16 protein-coding genes, 1 tRNA gene, 1 other RNA gene and 1 riboswitch are annotated in these 15757 nt (G+C 34.3%); of the genes, 5 read left to right on the forward strand and 13 right to left on the reverse strand.

Going from position 1 to position 15757, the window contains the following annotated elements:
• Positions 1 to 19: 19 nt before the first annotated feature.
• From H561_RS0113030 to rpsU, 4 genes are all read right to left on the reverse strand, one after another.
• Positions 20 to 93 (reverse strand) — tRNA-Thr (locus H561_RS0113030).
• A 106-nt stretch (positions 94 to 199) separates the two neighbouring features.
• The gene (locus H561_RS0113035; RefSeq protein ID WP_027387418.1) at positions 200 to 490 is read right to left on the reverse strand and encodes an HPF/RaiA family ribosome-associated protein; all 291 of its coding nucleotides are present in this window, start codon (positions 488 to 490) and stop codon (positions 200 to 202) included.
• Positions 487 to 1374 carry a tyrosine-type recombinase/integrase gene (locus tag H561_RS0113040; RefSeq protein ID WP_027387419.1) on the reverse strand — a complete coding sequence of 296 codons (888 nt, stop codon included), beginning with the start codon at positions 1372 to 1374 and terminating at the stop codon, positions 487 to 489. Before H561_RS0113040 ends, H561_RS0113035 begins: the two co-directional genes overlap by 4 nt.
• Positions 1375 to 1457: 83 nt before the next feature.
• The gene (gene rpsU, locus H561_RS0113045; protein ID WP_027387420.1) at positions 1458 to 1655 is read right to left on the reverse strand and encodes a 30S ribosomal protein S21; all 198 of its coding nucleotides are present in this window, start codon (positions 1653 to 1655) and stop codon (positions 1458 to 1460) included.
• A gap of 445 nt (positions 1656 to 2100) precedes the next feature.
• Here rpsU and ssrA point away from each other — a divergent pair.
• Positions 2101 to 2501, forward strand: a transfer-messenger RNA (tmRNA) gene (gene ssrA / locus H561_RS23655).
• 563 nt (positions 2502 to 3064) lie between these two features.
• Here the strand turns inward: ssrA and H561_RS23325 are convergent.
• On the reverse strand, positions 3065 to 3313 hold the full coding sequence (locus H561_RS23325) for a site-specific integrase (protein ID WP_027387421.1): 249 nt from the start codon (positions 3311 to 3313) through the stop codon (positions 3065 to 3067).
• A 358-nt stretch (positions 3314 to 3671) separates the two neighbouring features.
• Between H561_RS23325 and H561_RS0113055 the strand changes: the two genes are divergently transcribed.
• The 3 genes from H561_RS0113055 to H561_RS0113065 all read left to right on the forward strand — a co-directional run bounded on the left by H561_RS0113055 (position 3672) and on the right by H561_RS0113065 (position 6595).
• A complete protein-coding gene (locus H561_RS0113055) occupies positions 3672 to 4565 on the forward strand; it encodes a LysR family transcriptional regulator (RefSeq protein ID WP_027387422.1) in 894 nt (297 codons plus the stop codon).
• Between the two features lie 77 nt (positions 4566 to 4642).
• The gene (locus H561_RS0113060) at positions 4643 to 5608 is read left to right on the forward strand and encodes a YeiH family protein (RefSeq protein WP_027387423.1); all 966 of its coding nucleotides are present in this window, start codon (positions 4643 to 4645) and stop codon (positions 5606 to 5608) included.
• A 12-nt stretch (positions 5609 to 5620) separates the two neighbouring features.
• Complete coding sequence (locus tag H561_RS0113065; RefSeq protein ID WP_027387424.1) at positions 5621 to 6595, forward strand: beta-propeller fold lactonase family protein; 975 nt, start codon at positions 5621 to 5623, stop codon at positions 6593 to 6595.
• A gap of 830 nt (positions 6596 to 7425) precedes the next feature.
• On the opposite strand, the gene H561_RS24390 is transcribed toward H561_RS0113065, so the two are convergent.
• From H561_RS24390 to H561_RS0113085, 4 genes are all read right to left on the reverse strand, one after another.
• Positions 7426 to 7560, reverse strand: a complete 135-nt coding sequence (locus tag H561_RS24390; RefSeq protein ID WP_262486242.1) for a hypothetical protein — start codon at positions 7558 to 7560, stop codon at positions 7426 to 7428.
• 838 nt (positions 7561 to 8398) lie between these two features.
• Positions 8399 to 10048: a hypothetical protein gene (locus H561_RS0113075; protein ID WP_027387425.1), complete on the reverse strand. Its 1650-nt coding sequence runs from the start codon at positions 10046 to 10048 to the stop codon at positions 8399 to 8401.
• 4 nt (positions 10049 to 10052) lie between these two features.
• Positions 10053 to 10694 (reverse strand): hypothetical protein, encoded by a 642-nt coding sequence (locus H561_RS0113080; protein ID WP_027387426.1) that lies wholly within the window; start codon positions 10692 to 10694, stop codon positions 10053 to 10055.
• 69 nt (positions 10695 to 10763) lie between these two features.
• The gene (locus H561_RS0113085; protein ID WP_034762239.1) at positions 10764 to 11318 is read right to left on the reverse strand and encodes a hypothetical protein; all 555 of its coding nucleotides are present in this window, start codon (positions 11316 to 11318) and stop codon (positions 10764 to 10766) included.
• 178 nt (positions 11319 to 11496) lie between these two features.
• Between H561_RS0113085 and H561_RS0113090 the strand changes: the two genes are divergently transcribed.
• Positions 11497 to 11901: a helix-turn-helix domain-containing protein gene (locus tag H561_RS0113090; protein WP_027387428.1), complete on the forward strand. Its 405-nt coding sequence runs from the start codon at positions 11497 to 11499 to the stop codon at positions 11899 to 11901.
• A 173-nt stretch (positions 11902 to 12074) separates the two neighbouring features.
• Here H561_RS0113090 and H561_RS22460 read toward each other — a convergent pair whose 3' ends face one another.
• The 4 genes from H561_RS22460 to H561_RS0113110 are packed head-to-tail and all read right to left on the reverse strand — an operon-like array spanning position 12075 to position 15619.
• Entirely contained in the window at positions 12075 to 12644 is a 570-nt protein-coding gene (locus tag H561_RS22460) for a phosphatase PAP2 family protein (protein WP_034762205.1), read from the reverse strand.
• A gap of 6 nt (positions 12645 to 12650) precedes the next feature.
• Entirely contained in the window at positions 12651 to 13928 is a 1278-nt protein-coding gene (eno, locus tag H561_RS0113100; protein ID WP_228372273.1) for a phosphopyruvate hydratase, read from the reverse strand.
• Between the two features lie 14 nt (positions 13929 to 13942).
• A complete protein-coding gene (locus tag H561_RS0113105; protein ID WP_081411664.1) occupies positions 13943 to 14296 on the reverse strand; it encodes a DUF190 domain-containing protein in 354 nt (117 codons plus the stop codon).
• A 9-nt stretch (positions 14297 to 14305) separates the two neighbouring features.
• The gene (locus H561_RS0113110; RefSeq protein WP_027387431.1) at positions 14306 to 15619 is read right to left on the reverse strand and encodes a voltage-gated chloride channel family protein; all 1314 of its coding nucleotides are present in this window, start codon (positions 15617 to 15619) and stop codon (positions 14306 to 14308) included.
• Between the two features lie 28 nt (positions 15620 to 15647).
• A riboswitch (Fluoride riboswitch) is annotated at positions 15648 to 15715 on the reverse strand.
• Between the last annotated feature and the right edge of the window lie 42 nt (positions 15716 to 15757).

Here is a 15757-nt window from a genome sequence, read left to right on the forward strand (position 1 = left end):
GATATTTTATATTAAACTGAGCCTCCAGAGGGATTCGAACCCACGACCCCGAGATTACAAATCACGTGCTCTGGCCAGCTGAGCTATGGAGGCAAAATAAAAAAGAATTCAAAAGATCGCGGTTCCTTTTTGCGAGTGCAAATATAGAACGGATTTTTTGAATTCTCAAACTTTTTATTAACTTTTTTAGCTTTTTTTGTTAAGCCAATTCTTTTTTCTTGATTAATAGCTTTTTAGCGGTATCAACACAAAGGTCTAAACTTTCTTCGAAAGTAGCGGAGGTCTTTTTTACCACGATATCTTCACCGGGAACCACCAGAATGATTTCAGTGGTTTTGTTGTTCCGGTCTGCATTATTTTCTACTTTCAGGAACACTTTGCAGTCCTGGATCTTGTCATAAAACGTTTCCAGCTTGCTTACTTTTTTCTCAATGTGCGATTCTAGTGGTTCGTGTGGGGTTAAACCAATTGACTGTACTGTGATCTTCATAACTCTTCATTTTTTGAAGCCCTTGGATGGGCCTGATTAAATACTTTTTTCAATTGTTCGATATTGGCATTGGTATAAACCTGGGTGCTCGCCAGGCTGGAATGCCCTAATATTTTCTTTACCTTGGAGATCTCCGCCCCATTATCCAGGACATGTGTTGCAAAACTGTGCCTGAGCATATGGGGGCTCTTTTTTTCTTTTGTTGTAACCATACTAAGGTACTTATTCACCACCAGATAAACAAACTTTTCGGTGAGTTTTTTCCCCTTTTTGTTGACAAAAAAATAGGAAACATATTCTGCTGCCGGTCTTCTGATCTCTGTATATTTTTTTAACAGGCCGGAAAGTTCTGCCGCAATAGGGATCATCCTCTGTTTGTTCCCTTTTCCTGTTATTTTCAGTTCGTTTTCGCTCAGGTTAACACTTTCAAACATCATACCACAAAGCTCGGCTTTACGGATTCCCGTCTGGTAAAGCACTTCCATAATGCATTTTTCAAGCACATCAGTTACCTCGCTGAACACGGAGTCGCTTAGCCGCTGCATCTCTTCTTCAGACATCGGGATCTGCTTTTCGGCATAAAACTTAAGGGACGGAATGGCATCGGCAGGGGAAGTGCTGATCTCCCCTATTTTCAAAAGGAACAGGTAAAAGCTGCGGAGCGACGACAGCTTCCGGTTGATGCTGCGTTTGGCAATATTGTTTTCGCTGAGGTCCACTATAAAGTTACGGATGACCTTTTTGTCGGCTTTGGAGATATCTGCCGTGGCTTCCGTCTTCAGGCAGAACTGCGTAAAATCCTCAATATCTTTTTTATAGCTTATTACGGTATGGGTGGAGCACCGCTTCTCGAACTGCAGGTATTCTAAAAATTTATCGACCATGATGAAGGGTATGAAAACAAAAATTCACTCTTCAAATATAACTATTTAAAGAGTGAATCCGTATGTGTGGGTTAAGAAAATTCTTAAGCCTGCTCTTCCTTACTAAGGTTTCTCTGTTTGTGAGCTGCCTTTAGTCTGGCTTGTCTTAATGATACAGAAGGCTTAATAAACGCTTGTCTCGATCTCAACTGACGAACCGTTCCCGTTTTATCAAATTTTCTTTTATATTTTTTTAATGCTCTGTCGATGGATTCACCATCTTTTACTGGAATTATTAACATACTTTACATCTCATTTTGGATGGCAAAAATACACATTTTTACTTAAAACACAAATATTTATTGCATAAAAATCATTTACCCTTTATTTATCATGCAAAACCTGTTATACTGCCTTAGCAGTGAATAGATATCATTGTCACGCATCAGTAATTGTTCAGGGAATATAAAAGCTGAAATACTTTCCTTTACTAAGTGCCTTTCCCTTTCCTTAGAACCTGTCAGATTTATTGAAAAAATAATTCCTTCCAAATGACCGCCATCAAGAAGATATGATGTGCTTTCAAATCTGCTAAGCCTAAAAGATCAGCGGACTACCGTTAAAAATAAATTTTAAAAGTTTTAATACTACAATTTAAACAGTCCGTAAATGTTTTATTTAAAAAGCGGAACATGATCGTAAGGATATATCAACAAAAATCCGTATCTTTGTTTTCACTTAATTCATGGGGTTGACTGGTTTCGACAGCAAGGCCAATGGGTAAGTAAGCATGCAGAGAACCGTAGCGCGATCTCTTAAATCCCTTGCTACACAATTTTAACTGGCAACGAAGAGTTCGCTCTTGCAGCTTAATATCGAAGTATAGTAGATCAAGCGTTTTCCCGAAGATTTCAGTAGGGAAGCAAGATGTCCCACAAATGCCCCGTTCTGCGGCGTTTGATCATGGGATATAGGAATGCAGGAATAAGGCTTTAGACGCTTCGGCTAAAGCACGAAAATTTAGAAGATAAGCTGAAGGTTGGGCGTCTGCTCTCTGCCTCCAGTCGAAAACCAACAGCAGGATAAGCATGTAGAAATCTTATGTATTGCTTGTTTGGACGAGGGTTCGAATCCCTCCAACTCCACTTAAAACCCTGTAAATTATTGATTTACAGGGTTTTTTATTTTTGGGTGCTAGATTAGGTGCTAATATTAAATATAGGATATCTCTCTTATATGAAAAAATTTGAGGCAAAGATTTATTCTTATCACTAAAAGGAAGTCGTTTTATCTAATAGAGTATCTGTTGAGGCCTTTTACTTTTCCCCCATAGAAACCATTTAGCAAAAATTCACCAACAAATCTACATTCTTATTGAAGTCTAAGTATAGAGCCCTCGAATAAATTCTCTACTGTCTTTACAAATAAAAGTTCCTTCTGGGGTACTTAAAACTCTCTGTAACTACTGTTAACAAAGAGTTTTTTATTTTAAGGGGGAACAAAAAGGGGAATACGATATTTGAGATTTCTAATTTGTGCTATATTCAAATATTTTCTTTTAATAGACTTACTTTGTTTTTAGTTCCGTCTTGGAACTTATGGTCATAAATTTACTATTAAAGAGATATAGTATCTTTCTCTTTAATTTATCTTTATTTCCTTTAGACTGGCAGATCAGCAGGAGACGATCTTTAGTTTTGATATCAGAGATCTACAATTCCAACACCTCGCTAAGACGCAGACCGCACGAATATATTGTGGTAAGAATAGCTTTATGTTTTAAATTCTCCGTAGCATCCAATACCTGTTTCACCTCTTCAAGGGTAAGAAATTTCGGTAATTTATGTTCTTTGCGTTTGGGATAGAGATGTTTTAAACTGATCTGGCGGTTGAAGATTTCCTTATAAAATTTGGTAATAGTGGCGATCATTGCTTTTTGATATGATTGCCCTATCTTCATCTTGTCGACAAGCCAGACAATAAAATCTTCAAGTTGTTGTTAGGTTATATCTTCCGGTTTATGTTTGGAAGATAATTTAAGAAAATAGCTGAGATGTGAAGCGTAGGTCTTAATACTTTTCTCGGCATATCGTTGCATTCGAAGGATCACTATGAATTGATCGGTCAGATTTTCATTCATCATATAATTGCGTTTATCCAAAAATTATTCAATATTTAATCAACTAACAAACAGAATCTTAAATAAAATATATAAAAGAATAAGCGCAACATTATATATTTCGTATTGGCGCAATGCGTATATTTAAACCCTTGGAGAACTCAAGAAAAAATGAGTAAAATAACTTAATCCTATAATAATGTTTGATTTTCGTTTACAAGTATTTCACAAAGTAGCAAAACGACTTAATTTTACAAAAGCTGCCGAAGAATTATTTATTACGCAGCCAGCAGTTTCAAAACACATACAAGAAATTGAAAGTTTTCTGAAAACTAAACTTTTTGAAAGAAATGGCTCAAAGGTAAAATTAACAAAAGCAGGAATTATATTATTTTCTCATACCGAAAAAATATTTGAAACCTATCGTAATTTAGAATTTGAAATTAATTCTCTTTCTCAAAATTTCAACGGAAAATTAAGAATTGGTGCGAGTACAACAATTGCTCAATATCTTTTACCTGAAATTTTAGCATCGTTTCATAAAAAATTTGACCAACTTATCGTTTCTTTAGAAGCTAATAATACAGAACAAATTGAAATTGCGCTGCAAAAAAATGAAATTGATTTGGGTATCATAGAAGGAAAATCCAAAAAAGCCTATCTAAAATATACCGAATTTGTCAAAGACGAAATTGTTTTAGTTTCAAATAGCACAAATCCTCTCTCAAAAAGACAGAACATTACTATTGATGAGCTAAAAAACATTCCTCTCTTGTTTCGCGAGCAAGGATCAGGAACACTAGAAGTAATTGCACATCATTTAAAATCTTTGAATGTAAAAATTTCAGATTTAAAAATTGAAATGCAATTAGGCAGCACTGAAAGTATTAAAAACTATATACTTCACAGCAACACTATGGCTTTTATATCATTACATTCCATATACAAAGAACTTAGAGAAAATAAATTTACAATAATAGATGTTCAACATTTGTCTATCGAAAGGAATTTTTACTTTATCCAACAACAAGGTCAAGTTGAGGCTTTACCTGAATTATTTATGAAATTTGCCAATCATTATAACTTTAAGTAATGACGCATAACTTTTTACAATTTCCAACATATCCTTTATTTCAAGAAATTTGTACTAACAATAATATATAAAGTAAGATGGAAAATCAAAAAGGATTCAAAAATTTATTAGACAAAAGTATAACCACTAGAGAAGTGATTTTTTTATTAGCAGTTGTACTCTGCTTGTCTCCATTAATATCACCGCCGATTGCCTTACTTATGGGTTTAATAATTGCGCAATTTATTGGACATCCATATTTACATCTAAATCATAAAGCAACTCATATATTGTTACAGGTTTCTGTTGTTGGTTTGGGCTTTGGAATGAATGTTACAAGTGCATTAAAAGCGGGTAAAGAAGGTATTTTATTTACAATAGTTTCTATTATTGGAACATTAGTAATTGGTTTCTTTATGGGTAAGTTTTTAAAGATAGAAAAAAAGACTTCTTATTTAATATCAGCTGGAACAGCCATTTGTGGTGGAAGTGCTATTGCTGCTATTTCTCCTGTAATAAAGGCAGAGGAAAAACAGATATCGGTTGCATTAGGAACCATATTTATTCTAAATTCTGCAGCCTTATTTTTATTTCCTTTTATTGGGCATCAGTTAAATTTATCACAATCACAATTTGGAATGTGGTGTGCAATTGCTATTCACGATACCAGTTCAGTTGTAGGTGCAGCAAGTAAATATGGTCCGCAAGCTTTAGAGATTGCTACAACTGTTAAATTAGCACGAGCATTATGGATAATTCCTGTTGCTTTTTTATCAACTTTTATTTTTAAAAATAAAGAAAGTAAAATAAAAATTCCTTACTTTATTGGATTATTTGTTCTTGCAATGATTGCAAATACCTATATTCCTTTTGTTCAACAATACAATCATTATTTAACTAATATTGCAAAAGCAGGATTAACGCTTACCTTGTTTTTAATAGGATGTGGATTGAACAGAAAAACAATATCTTCTGTTGGATTTAAACCATTAATTCAAGGTGTAATTCTATGGGTGATTATAGCAACTGCTGCACTTTGGGCTGTAACAACTTTAACAAACTAATAAATTCAAAATATGAAAAATAAATTCAAAATTGGAATGTTAATACTATTCTTTAGTATTATTGCTACCAAAACTCAAGCGCAACAAATCTTTGACGGCAACATAAAAAATAATTCTTTAGCAATAAGTCCAACCGAAAATATTGCATTAGCATCAAACAGCGACGTAAATTTCGTAAGTGTTTATAATCTAAAATCTCGTAAATTAATAAAAAAGATACCTGGATTCATCAGTCCAAGAAACATCATTTTTTCGCCTGATGGAATGAAGTTTTACATCACTGACAGCAGCACCGGATTTTTAACTGTACTGGAAACAAAGAACTTTAAAATCATTGAAAAATATGCGGTAGGCTTTGGAGCATTTGGTTCAGCAATTAGCAACAATGGTCAAGAAATTTATATTAATAATGAGGCAACAAATACAGTAACGGTAATTGACCTTTCAAGTAAATCGGTAAAAAAAATAATAACAGGTTTTGCCGAACCAAGACAAGGTATTAAATTAAACGCAACAAATACAAAGATTTACGTGACCAATTTTGCCAGCGACGCTATTTCTGTTGTGGACGCAGCAACTTTAAAAATCGATACAACTATTACTGGTTTTAGCAAAATAAGAGCTATCTCTATTACTAAAGATGGTGAAACATTATTTGCTGCTAATAGTGGTTCCAATTCCATTGCAGTAGTTAATTTAAATACAGGTATAATCGCTAAAACAATTTCTGTAGGCAAAGATCCTTATGGCGCATCATTATCTTCAGATGAAAACATTTTATTGAGTGGAAATAAAGAAGATAATTCTCTTTCAATAATTGATGTACCAACACTAACTAATATTGGAGTGATAACAGGATTTAATGAACCAAGACAAGCGATTGTTTACTCTAAAAACGGTAAAAATGTATTTGTACTAAACAAAGATTTATCTATTAGTGTAGTTAATCTTTCTGAAAAGAAAATAATATATAGTATTCAGAATTAATAAATTTCCTAAAAAAGGTAAAAGGGCTATCCGCTAACAGCCGTTTCTCGCAATTGCGAATTTTGTGGTAAGTTCTCGTTTGCGTTTCGCAAGAATTTTTATCTTTAACAGAAAATAAAAAGTTCCGAACTTGGCAACTGACGAGAAGCGGCGGAACCTTAACCACTTTTTAACAACACAACTGAAAGTGAAATTTTCGCCATACATATACGAACCAGACAAAAGTATTGAGGTTTACCGAAAAATATTTTGAGGACAATCCCGAAGTTAAAAAACGTGTTGAAGAATTAGGATGATTGAATTTTATTCTAATTTGAAAGGCGAATTCATATTCGCTTTTATAAATACAGACAAAGAGTGGTTAGCTTTTACATTATTTTGTAGTTCAATTTTAGCCATTTTTTTAATAATTTTTTGGAACAAGAGAAGCAAGGATAAGATTTTAATATTTGGATACATTTTGTTTTGATATGTTTCTTTTTAGTCGGATGTTCTTTTATAATGTTATTGCTTTTATTACCAAGAACATTTGGATTATTAATGTCAATAGCAATTATTGGGTTTACTTTGATTTACTGAACACTCTATAACTGGTAGTGGTATTAGCTATTATTACAATTAGTGTACATTTCTTGAAGCAATTTTTTCGCAGATTTGTTTTTATTCTTTAATCATTTTCGCCATTTTAAAAGTCTGTATTTTTATGAATAGAGTTGAAAAAATAACCGTGAAATTAAAATAATCTCAAAAAACGATCGTTTTTCTGTAAAAAAACATAATTCAGTGAAATAAAAAGATCAGAAGTCCAACCTGATCTAAAATTAAAACGGTTAATCCTCCGCCTCAATCCCCATTTTAAAAGATTCATATTCAATGGATCCCTTAAATTTTCTCTTTCCGAGAATTCCCACTGTGAAAAGGATAAACAATCCGATCACCACTACAATACTAAATGTACTAATCATAATTTAAAAATTTATTTTGTTTTAATTAATTTGTCTCTATTATAAATATTAACGTTATTCTCAAAAGATCACTTTTGGAGAAAACTTTTTTAAACAATTTTATTGCTCAGGGTTTTCATCCGGAAAAACTGCCGGCACTAAAATACAAGCCATTTAACCTTTTGCCTTTTTGATTAATTTCTCTTTTCTATCTTTGACCTTACTAAAAGTAAGTTTGCTAAATTCCTCCAGCTCCTCTAAAAAAATCAATGCTCAAACTTCCAAAGTCAAATATTTTCTGAAAGGACATAAATTATCACTTCTCTGTAATTAATATTAATAAAGGCTTTACATATTATTTCATAACTTTAAATAAAGTTGTGATGCACTATTTATAATTTGAAGATAAATTTTCGCAATACAGTCTGTTCTGCAAGATATCGACACCCGTTAAAAACTTCTTTTAAACCAAAATATCTTGATATATGCCACAAAAAAAGCCCCTCGCAGTGCGAGAGACTTTGTCTTCGATTACGAAGGTAAGGAATACTTTAATACAAAGCAAAAGCATTGATTTTAAAATTAAAATCCACTATAACACTATTTTATGGGTCTACTATTAAGTTCTTATTTTTCTACACCTTCAGTAGTACGTTTTGTTGATCACTTGATACCATAATATTCAAATAGAAAAGATTTAAGCCTACTTCTTGACGCAATTTTACACATCCTTTTCTGTCTCTTCCATTATTTTCACCTCTTTTTTTGTATAATCAAATCTACGGTCGGTTGGAGCTGAACTTATGCTCCCTAAAATTGAAAATCGGTGAACACTGCCACCGATTTTTACATTCAATTACTACATATGTAGTTCAGATGTAAATTTTTCAAAATCCTTTTTTATTTTATCGATAAATCCTTCTTTTTTGACCAATTCATCAAGTTCATTCATCAGCTTTTCCACAAGAGTTTTCATTTGATCCACTACTTCCTTATCAAGACAAGTAAACTTATGGCGCAGAATCTTATGGTATTCCAAAGTTGGAATAATTTTCAGCAGGAATCCATCAAATAAATATTGATAGCGTATCAGATCAGGATTGCCGTATAGACATAGTTGCCACAATGATTGAAAGGACAAATAATTAGGCATATAGCAAAGCTTTACAAAAATGTAGGTTCTGCAAAACGAAAGGAAGAATAAAGCGAAAAGAAAAGGTATTCCCTGATGGTTTCCGCTTTCATTTCCAACAATAGCTAAAAACTGTAAGCCATTGCCTTTTGCTGATTTATAATAACAATTCAGGTCTTGTTCCAGAATATATGGAAACTGCCAATGTGGCTCAGGATGATATTGATTAGAAGCATAAATCCTGTTTTTACCCTGCATTATGTTTGCAAAGAAATTTTGGTATTTGTATAGGTGTTGCTGAATCCAATATCGGTCGTGACTGATCAATACAAAATCATATTGTTTCCCAGATTTATTTCTGAGATAATACTGTATATCTTTCAGTTTTTCGTTACTCACATTATGAGCAATTACGAGCAGATAATAAATCTTACTATTACCGTATGTAGATTTATAAAATAGGTAAATCTCTTCTGTATTTTCAGATTTTACAATTACTTCAACCGCCTTATCAAGGATTTTATCATTCTGATGTACCAAATCATCCGCTATTTCCGTATGTATTGCAATATTACTAGTTGATTTTTTGATGTGTATTTTTAACTCTTCTAAGCGTATTTCTATCATACTGAAAAGACTTTTTTCTGCAATGCCGATGGCTTCAAAGAATTCATTATCATACATAAGTTCATCCTCACGAGCTGACATTTTTGCTTTGTCAAATAAACTGATCAGATAGTACTCCTTTCCATTTTGTTTTATAAAATATTTTTGAATCTCAGGAGCGTAGGGTATTAAATGATAAATACGCTCGTGCAGGTTTTTTGTATCAGAGGAAGATCCTTTATATAGATTTTCAAGATATTCCAAGTCATACCTAATCACCTTTTCATAGCTGAGGAAAACACTCACAAACGATTCATACTTAATAAATTCACGGGTTTGAGACAGCAATATATTGTGATCGTGGTAAAATCTTTCCTTATAATTTTCAAACTTTTTATTAAACTTCTTCCAATTTCTGTCAATCAAAAGGTGATTTCCAAACTGCTCATTTTGATAGATCAAGGCTGATGGTTTGCAGTAAAATTCGACAAAGGGATGTCCTGAATCAAACTTTTGATGGAGTTGAGTATTGTAAAAAAAATGGATGTGTACTTTATGTTCAGAGTAGGCTTTTTTAATCCAGTGTTTTTGTTTTAGCTTATCAATATCATTTTTGTTTTCCAAATGTATAATTAGATGGGAATCCTGAGAATGTACACTTTTATTATAAAAGATCTGAATGATAATATAATCTTGGCTAAGCTGTTTGATAGCATCTTCTAAAAATTCGTTTTCGAGTTTTGAGAATGAAAGTTGATTTGAAGTTTTCATTTTATTACATTTTTGAGTTGTGATTTTCGATATTAAAGTAGAAGTAAATAGCCTCAAGAAACACACGGATTAAGGAGAACCACATCATTAAATCAATATGCTCCTGCAATTCTTTATCTTTCTCAAGTTTCAGAATATCATTGATAGTAAAATCTGTATTTCCAATCTTCTCAAGGAATTTTTGGTAGTATTCTTCGTCAATAACAGAAAGTACACTCAGAAAAAGTTCTTTTAAATAATCATCCAGAGGAATTGAACTAATGATATAGTTTTCGGCTTGATATGAATTACTATTTTCAGTTTCCTTCAAAGGAAGGCTATTGCCAAATTCATCTATAAAATCGGTAAAACTTGAGATCAAAAATTGCAGGCAGGTAAGTAATCCGGCAATCTTTAAGCTATGTGGGTCAATATTTGGAATTTCAACATTTCCTGAAAACATTTCTTTGATACTATACTTTTGTATCAATCTAGGATATCGGTCAAAAAGTACATTTATGTCTTCACTTCCCAATTTATCCATAAGTAGATAAATACCTTTATTAAGTTCATCTATCTGCCTCTCATCTGACAACAATCTAAAAGTTATATCAACCTTTTCCATCGAGTCTATGATTCTTCCGATTGTTTTTTCTTTATCTCTCATATTAAAATTTTTTAGTGAAATAAAGTTGGTCAGTAATTGTCAGGTATCTAATGCTTTTCAAGGGATAAATTATTCTGAGGATGTGGTTTTTTTATCCTTTATTTTCTTTACGCCTCTTTCACGAATGATCTGCGCTGAATCAAGCATTTTATTAAGATGGATAAAAAGAGTAACGATATTTGCTTCGGGTTCATCAGAATATGCACCTAATGAGAAATAAACAATCTGCGTATTGAAATACTCAAATTCTTGTAGAGTAAACTCTTTAAACGCCTTTTGAAAGACAAGAAACGGATTGCGGTATTCTTCATCCGAAAGCGAACCTTGAAGTAATCTGGATGGAAACTTTGGGGGACGTTTCACTTTCCATCTTTTTGCTTCGAATTGTAATACATAACTTGCCCTAATAAATGAGCGCATACAGAGGTAATAATGAAAGATGAGCGAAGGATCATCCTTCATCAGTACTTCGCATTTCGTTGAATAGTTTATCACATCATTTAGTCTTTCTCTTACAGCGGACAGAAAATCCATCTGAAAAAATGCATCTATCAGTGTCAAACAGGAATGCTTTTGATGGCTGTCCCAGAACTCAGCTTCAAAATCTATTTTTTTCTTTTTCATAATATTTAAAGTTTTATCTTGGTACGAATTACCGTTATCCAAAGTGGATAATCAATACAGAAATTGGATATTACATCTACTGAAATGGATATTTTACAGGATAATTTTTTAACTTTACATTTCAGACGATTTAATAGAAATGGCTTTATCTTTAGGCCTTCAAAATTTGATAACCGCTATGGAACAGAAAATACATCAGGGACGAAATGTAAAACGCTTTAGAGAAATGCTGGGCATTAAGCAGGAAGCTTTAGCTCTTGACTTGGGTAATGAATGGAATCAAAAGAAAATTTCTCTGCTTGAACAGAAAGAAATTATTGAAGATCCTTTGTTGAAAAAGATTTCTGAAGTATTGAAAATTCCGGTAGAAGCTTTTCAAAACTTTGATGAAGAGCAGGCAATTAATATCATTTCAAATACATTTAACGATGAAGCATTCATAGGTAATTCAGGAGGTACTTACAATGTCAATCCATTGCAAGAAATTATCAAACTACACGAAGAAAAGATTTCTCTGTATGAAAGAATGTTGAAAGAAAAAGAAGAAATGATGGATAGGCTTGAAAAGCTTATCAATAAATAAAAATATAAGTAATTCGGTATAATTACTTTTTCATAGGAAAGGCTCAACCAAATTGGTTGAGCCTTTTTATAGTTTAAATTTAAAATTATTACTATTTAAAGTTTGGTAATAGTACCATTGTATGATTTCTTATATAATATTGAACTTGAAAATTATTCAAATCATCACATAAGTTATTTACTTTTCTCTAAAGTGAATTTTTTTGAAAAGTAAGCAATTGTACTTCCATATAATATACCCAAGAATGCTGCCACAATAACATCCGTAGGATAATGGACACCGTTGTAAATGCGACTGTATGCGACCAAAACTGCCCAGCAACCTAAAACATATTTGAGCCAATTATATTTTCTTGGTAGTAATAGGATAAGGAAAGTAGCTAAGCCAAATGCGTTGGCAGAATGAGAAGATATAAAACCATACTGACCACCTGGTCCGGCTTTGTTTAGATGTATCAAATTTTCCAGAGATGGTTCGTGTGATGGTCTCAGTCTTTTTACCGCATTTTTTATAAGATGAGATGCGCTCTGGTCACAGATCGTGATTAGAAACGCGACTGCTAAAAGGACATAAACACTTTTTCTTTTAAATTCTCTGATCAAGATAAATAGAAGAAATGCATAAAAAGGCACCCAAAATAATTTATCGCTTGCCCAATACATTATTGGGTCAAAAAATGAATTATGCTTTCCGTTGATAAACAGAAATAATTGGGTGTCGAGATCATTGATTTTTTCTAACATAAGACCTTACTTGAACGCTTTGATTCCTGCAAACTTTGCTGCACTTCCAAGCTCCTCCTCAATTCTCAATAGTTGATTGAATTTTGAAACCCTCTCGCTTCGGCAGCCGCTTCCTGTTTTTAAATGACCTGCTCCTACAGCAACGGTAAGGTCGGCAATAGTCGTATCCTCGGTTTCCCCGCTGCGGTGCGATATAAAGCAGTTATAATTATTTTTGTAAGCCAGATCAATGGTTTCCAATGTCTCGGTAACCGTTCCGATCTGGTTGAGTTTAATCAAGACTGAGTTGCCGATTTTCTGTTCGATGCCTTCTTGCAGAATCTTTGGATTTGTACAGAAGATATCATCTCCCACCAATTCTATTGTGCCTCCTAATCTTTCCGTCAATTTCTGCCAGCCTTTCCAGTCATTTTCCCCAAGACCGTCTTCCAAGAGGACAATTGGATATTGAGATGTCCAGCTTTCCCAAAGCTCGATCATCTGTTCGCTGGTCTTTTGTTCCTTTGTACTTTTGAAAAATTCGTAATTTCCATTTTTCCACATTTCGCTGGTAGCGGGATCAAGGCATAAGGAAACATCTTTTCCGGGCGTAAATCCTGCTTTGGCTATAGCTTCCAAAATTACATCCACAGCTTCTTCATTGGATTTAAGATTGGGTGCGAACCCGCCTTCATCGCCAACCCCTGTATAATAGCCTTTTCCCTGTAAAATCTCTTTTAAGGTATGGAAGACCTCTTCACCCATTCGAATACTCTCCTTAAAGTTCGGGGCATTGTGTGGTGCGATCACAAATTCCTGAAAATCGATATTATTGTCAGCGTGTCTTCCGCCATTGATCACATTCATACAAGGTACAGGCATGGTATATGTTGATTCATCCCTGAATTGTCGGTACAGTGGGATCTTGTTAAAGGCAGCTGATGCTTTGGCATAAGCAATTGAAACTGCTAAAATGCCATTTGCACCAAGATTAGATTTGTTGGGCGTCCCATCCAACGAGATCATCAAGGCATCTACACCACTCTGAAGTAGTATCTCTTTCCCGACCAATGCGTCCGCAATAATGGTATTGACATTACTGACTGCTTTTGAAACCCCTTTGCCCTGATAGCGTGTCTTATCGTTATCTCTTAATTCCACGGCTTCCTTTTCTCCTGTGCTGGCTCCTGAAGGAGAGATGGCTCTCCCTGTAAACTCACCATTGATGGTGATCTCTGCTTCAACTGTCGGGTTTCCTCTGGAATCGAGTACTTCTCTTGCGTGTACTTTTGTAATTTTCATAATATTTTTTGATGTATTTAGGTGAATAATATTTCAGAACTGGGTTGAACAAGTATTATTTTAGCTTGTTTTAAATGGTCTTTATTCAATTTTAAAAATTGGTCGATCTTACTTTCATTATCAATAAGTTCAAGACAGGCAGGATTATTCAAAGCAGGAATTTCCGAAATATTATACGTAATAGTCTTATAATTCAGGTAACCTGATTTTGCGATAAATATGTTGGCTTGCTCTATGTTGCTCTCTTTTGCCTTTTTTAACAACAATTCACTTAGTGAATTGTTCCATAGTCTTTTCCAAAACGACTGATCTTTTACAGATGCTCCGTATTCGAAATAAATCCTTGCGACCACTGTTGGTTTATTTTCCATTGTGTTCATTTATTTGGTTTCGTTTATATTTTTTCCCGACTGATTTTGAAATCTGGAATGTTTTGCTTCCCCGATGACCTGTTTGCCATAAATGCTGTTATGACCGGAAAGAAGATATGATACCACGCAGGCAATGGCCATATAGATCCCGCTTTCAGCTCCGAAGAGTTCTATTCCCATCAGCATACAGGCTAAAGGGGTATTGGTTGCCCCTGCAAATACCGCCACAAATCCCATCCCCGCCAAAAGACCTGTCGGAAGAGGAATGAATAATGATAAGGCACTTCCCAAGGTAGCTCCGATAAAGAATAAAGGTGTTACTTCGCCACCTTTGAATCCTGCTGCGAGGGTGATAATGGTAAAGGCCATCTTCAATGCAAAATCGTAAGGCGGTAATTGCTGCTCAAAAGATTGAACAATGGTCGGAATACCCAATCCGATATATTTCGTGGTTCCCATTGCAAACACAGCGACGGCAACTATGATCCCTCCCACAAAAGGGCGGAGCGGCGGAAAAGATATTCTGGATTTGAAAATAGAAGTAACATAATGGATGACCTTGCTAAAGGTCGCTGCACAAAGGCCAAATAAGATTCCTGCCAGTATACTGTAGATGATTGGCAAAGCTTCCAATTGGGGAACAAGGTCGATATGATAATGGGTGTGTTTAACCTGCCAGAGGTTAGTGACCAGGTCTGCCAGTATTGCTGAAGCAAACGCAGGAAATATCGCATCATATTTTATTCTTCCTATCAGAAATACTTCGAGACCGAACAATGCACCCGCCAAAGGTGTTCCGAATATAGAACCGAAACCAGCAGCAATAGCCGAGATCAGCAGTATTTTGCGCTCAGGTTCAGTTAGTCTGAAAGGTTTTGTGAATTGATCAGCGATTGCTCCCGCCATCTGCAATGCCGTTCCCTCTCTACCTGCGGAACCTCCAAAAAAGTGGGTTGCAATCGTTCCTAAATAAACAAAGGGTGCCATCCTGAAAGGAATAATTTCCTTTGGATTGTGGATGCTGTCAATCAATAAATTATTTCCAGCCTCAATATCTTTCCCCAGATAATTATAGAGCAAGCCGATTAACAGACCTGCAATCGGTAAAAAGGCGATGAGCCACAGATGATTCTCCCTGAAATTCGTAGCCCAGTCCAGTGATACCAGAAAACCTGCCGAGGCAGACCCTACACATATCCCAATGATGGAACTGATTAAAAACCATTTAACAATGTATGGGAGAGTAGGGTATTTACGGAAAAAGATCTTTGTGTAAAGCTGAGCTGTTTTGCTGTTGGATCTAAAATGCTGATTTTTGGACATAATTTACCTGATTAAATGTGTTAACATTGTCTAATCAGGCGTCATCAGCTTTTTTAGGGCGGTTGGGTAAGGAAGAGCACCATTTCCTTTCAACAAATGTACAAAATAGTTTTTAGAAAATACTATTGAAAGACATTA

The sequence above is a fragment of the Chryseobacterium gregarium DSM 19109 genome, from assembly GCF_000430845.1.
Classification (GTDB): Bacteria; Bacteroidota; Bacteroidia; order Flavobacteriales; family Weeksellaceae; genus Chryseobacterium; species Chryseobacterium gregarium.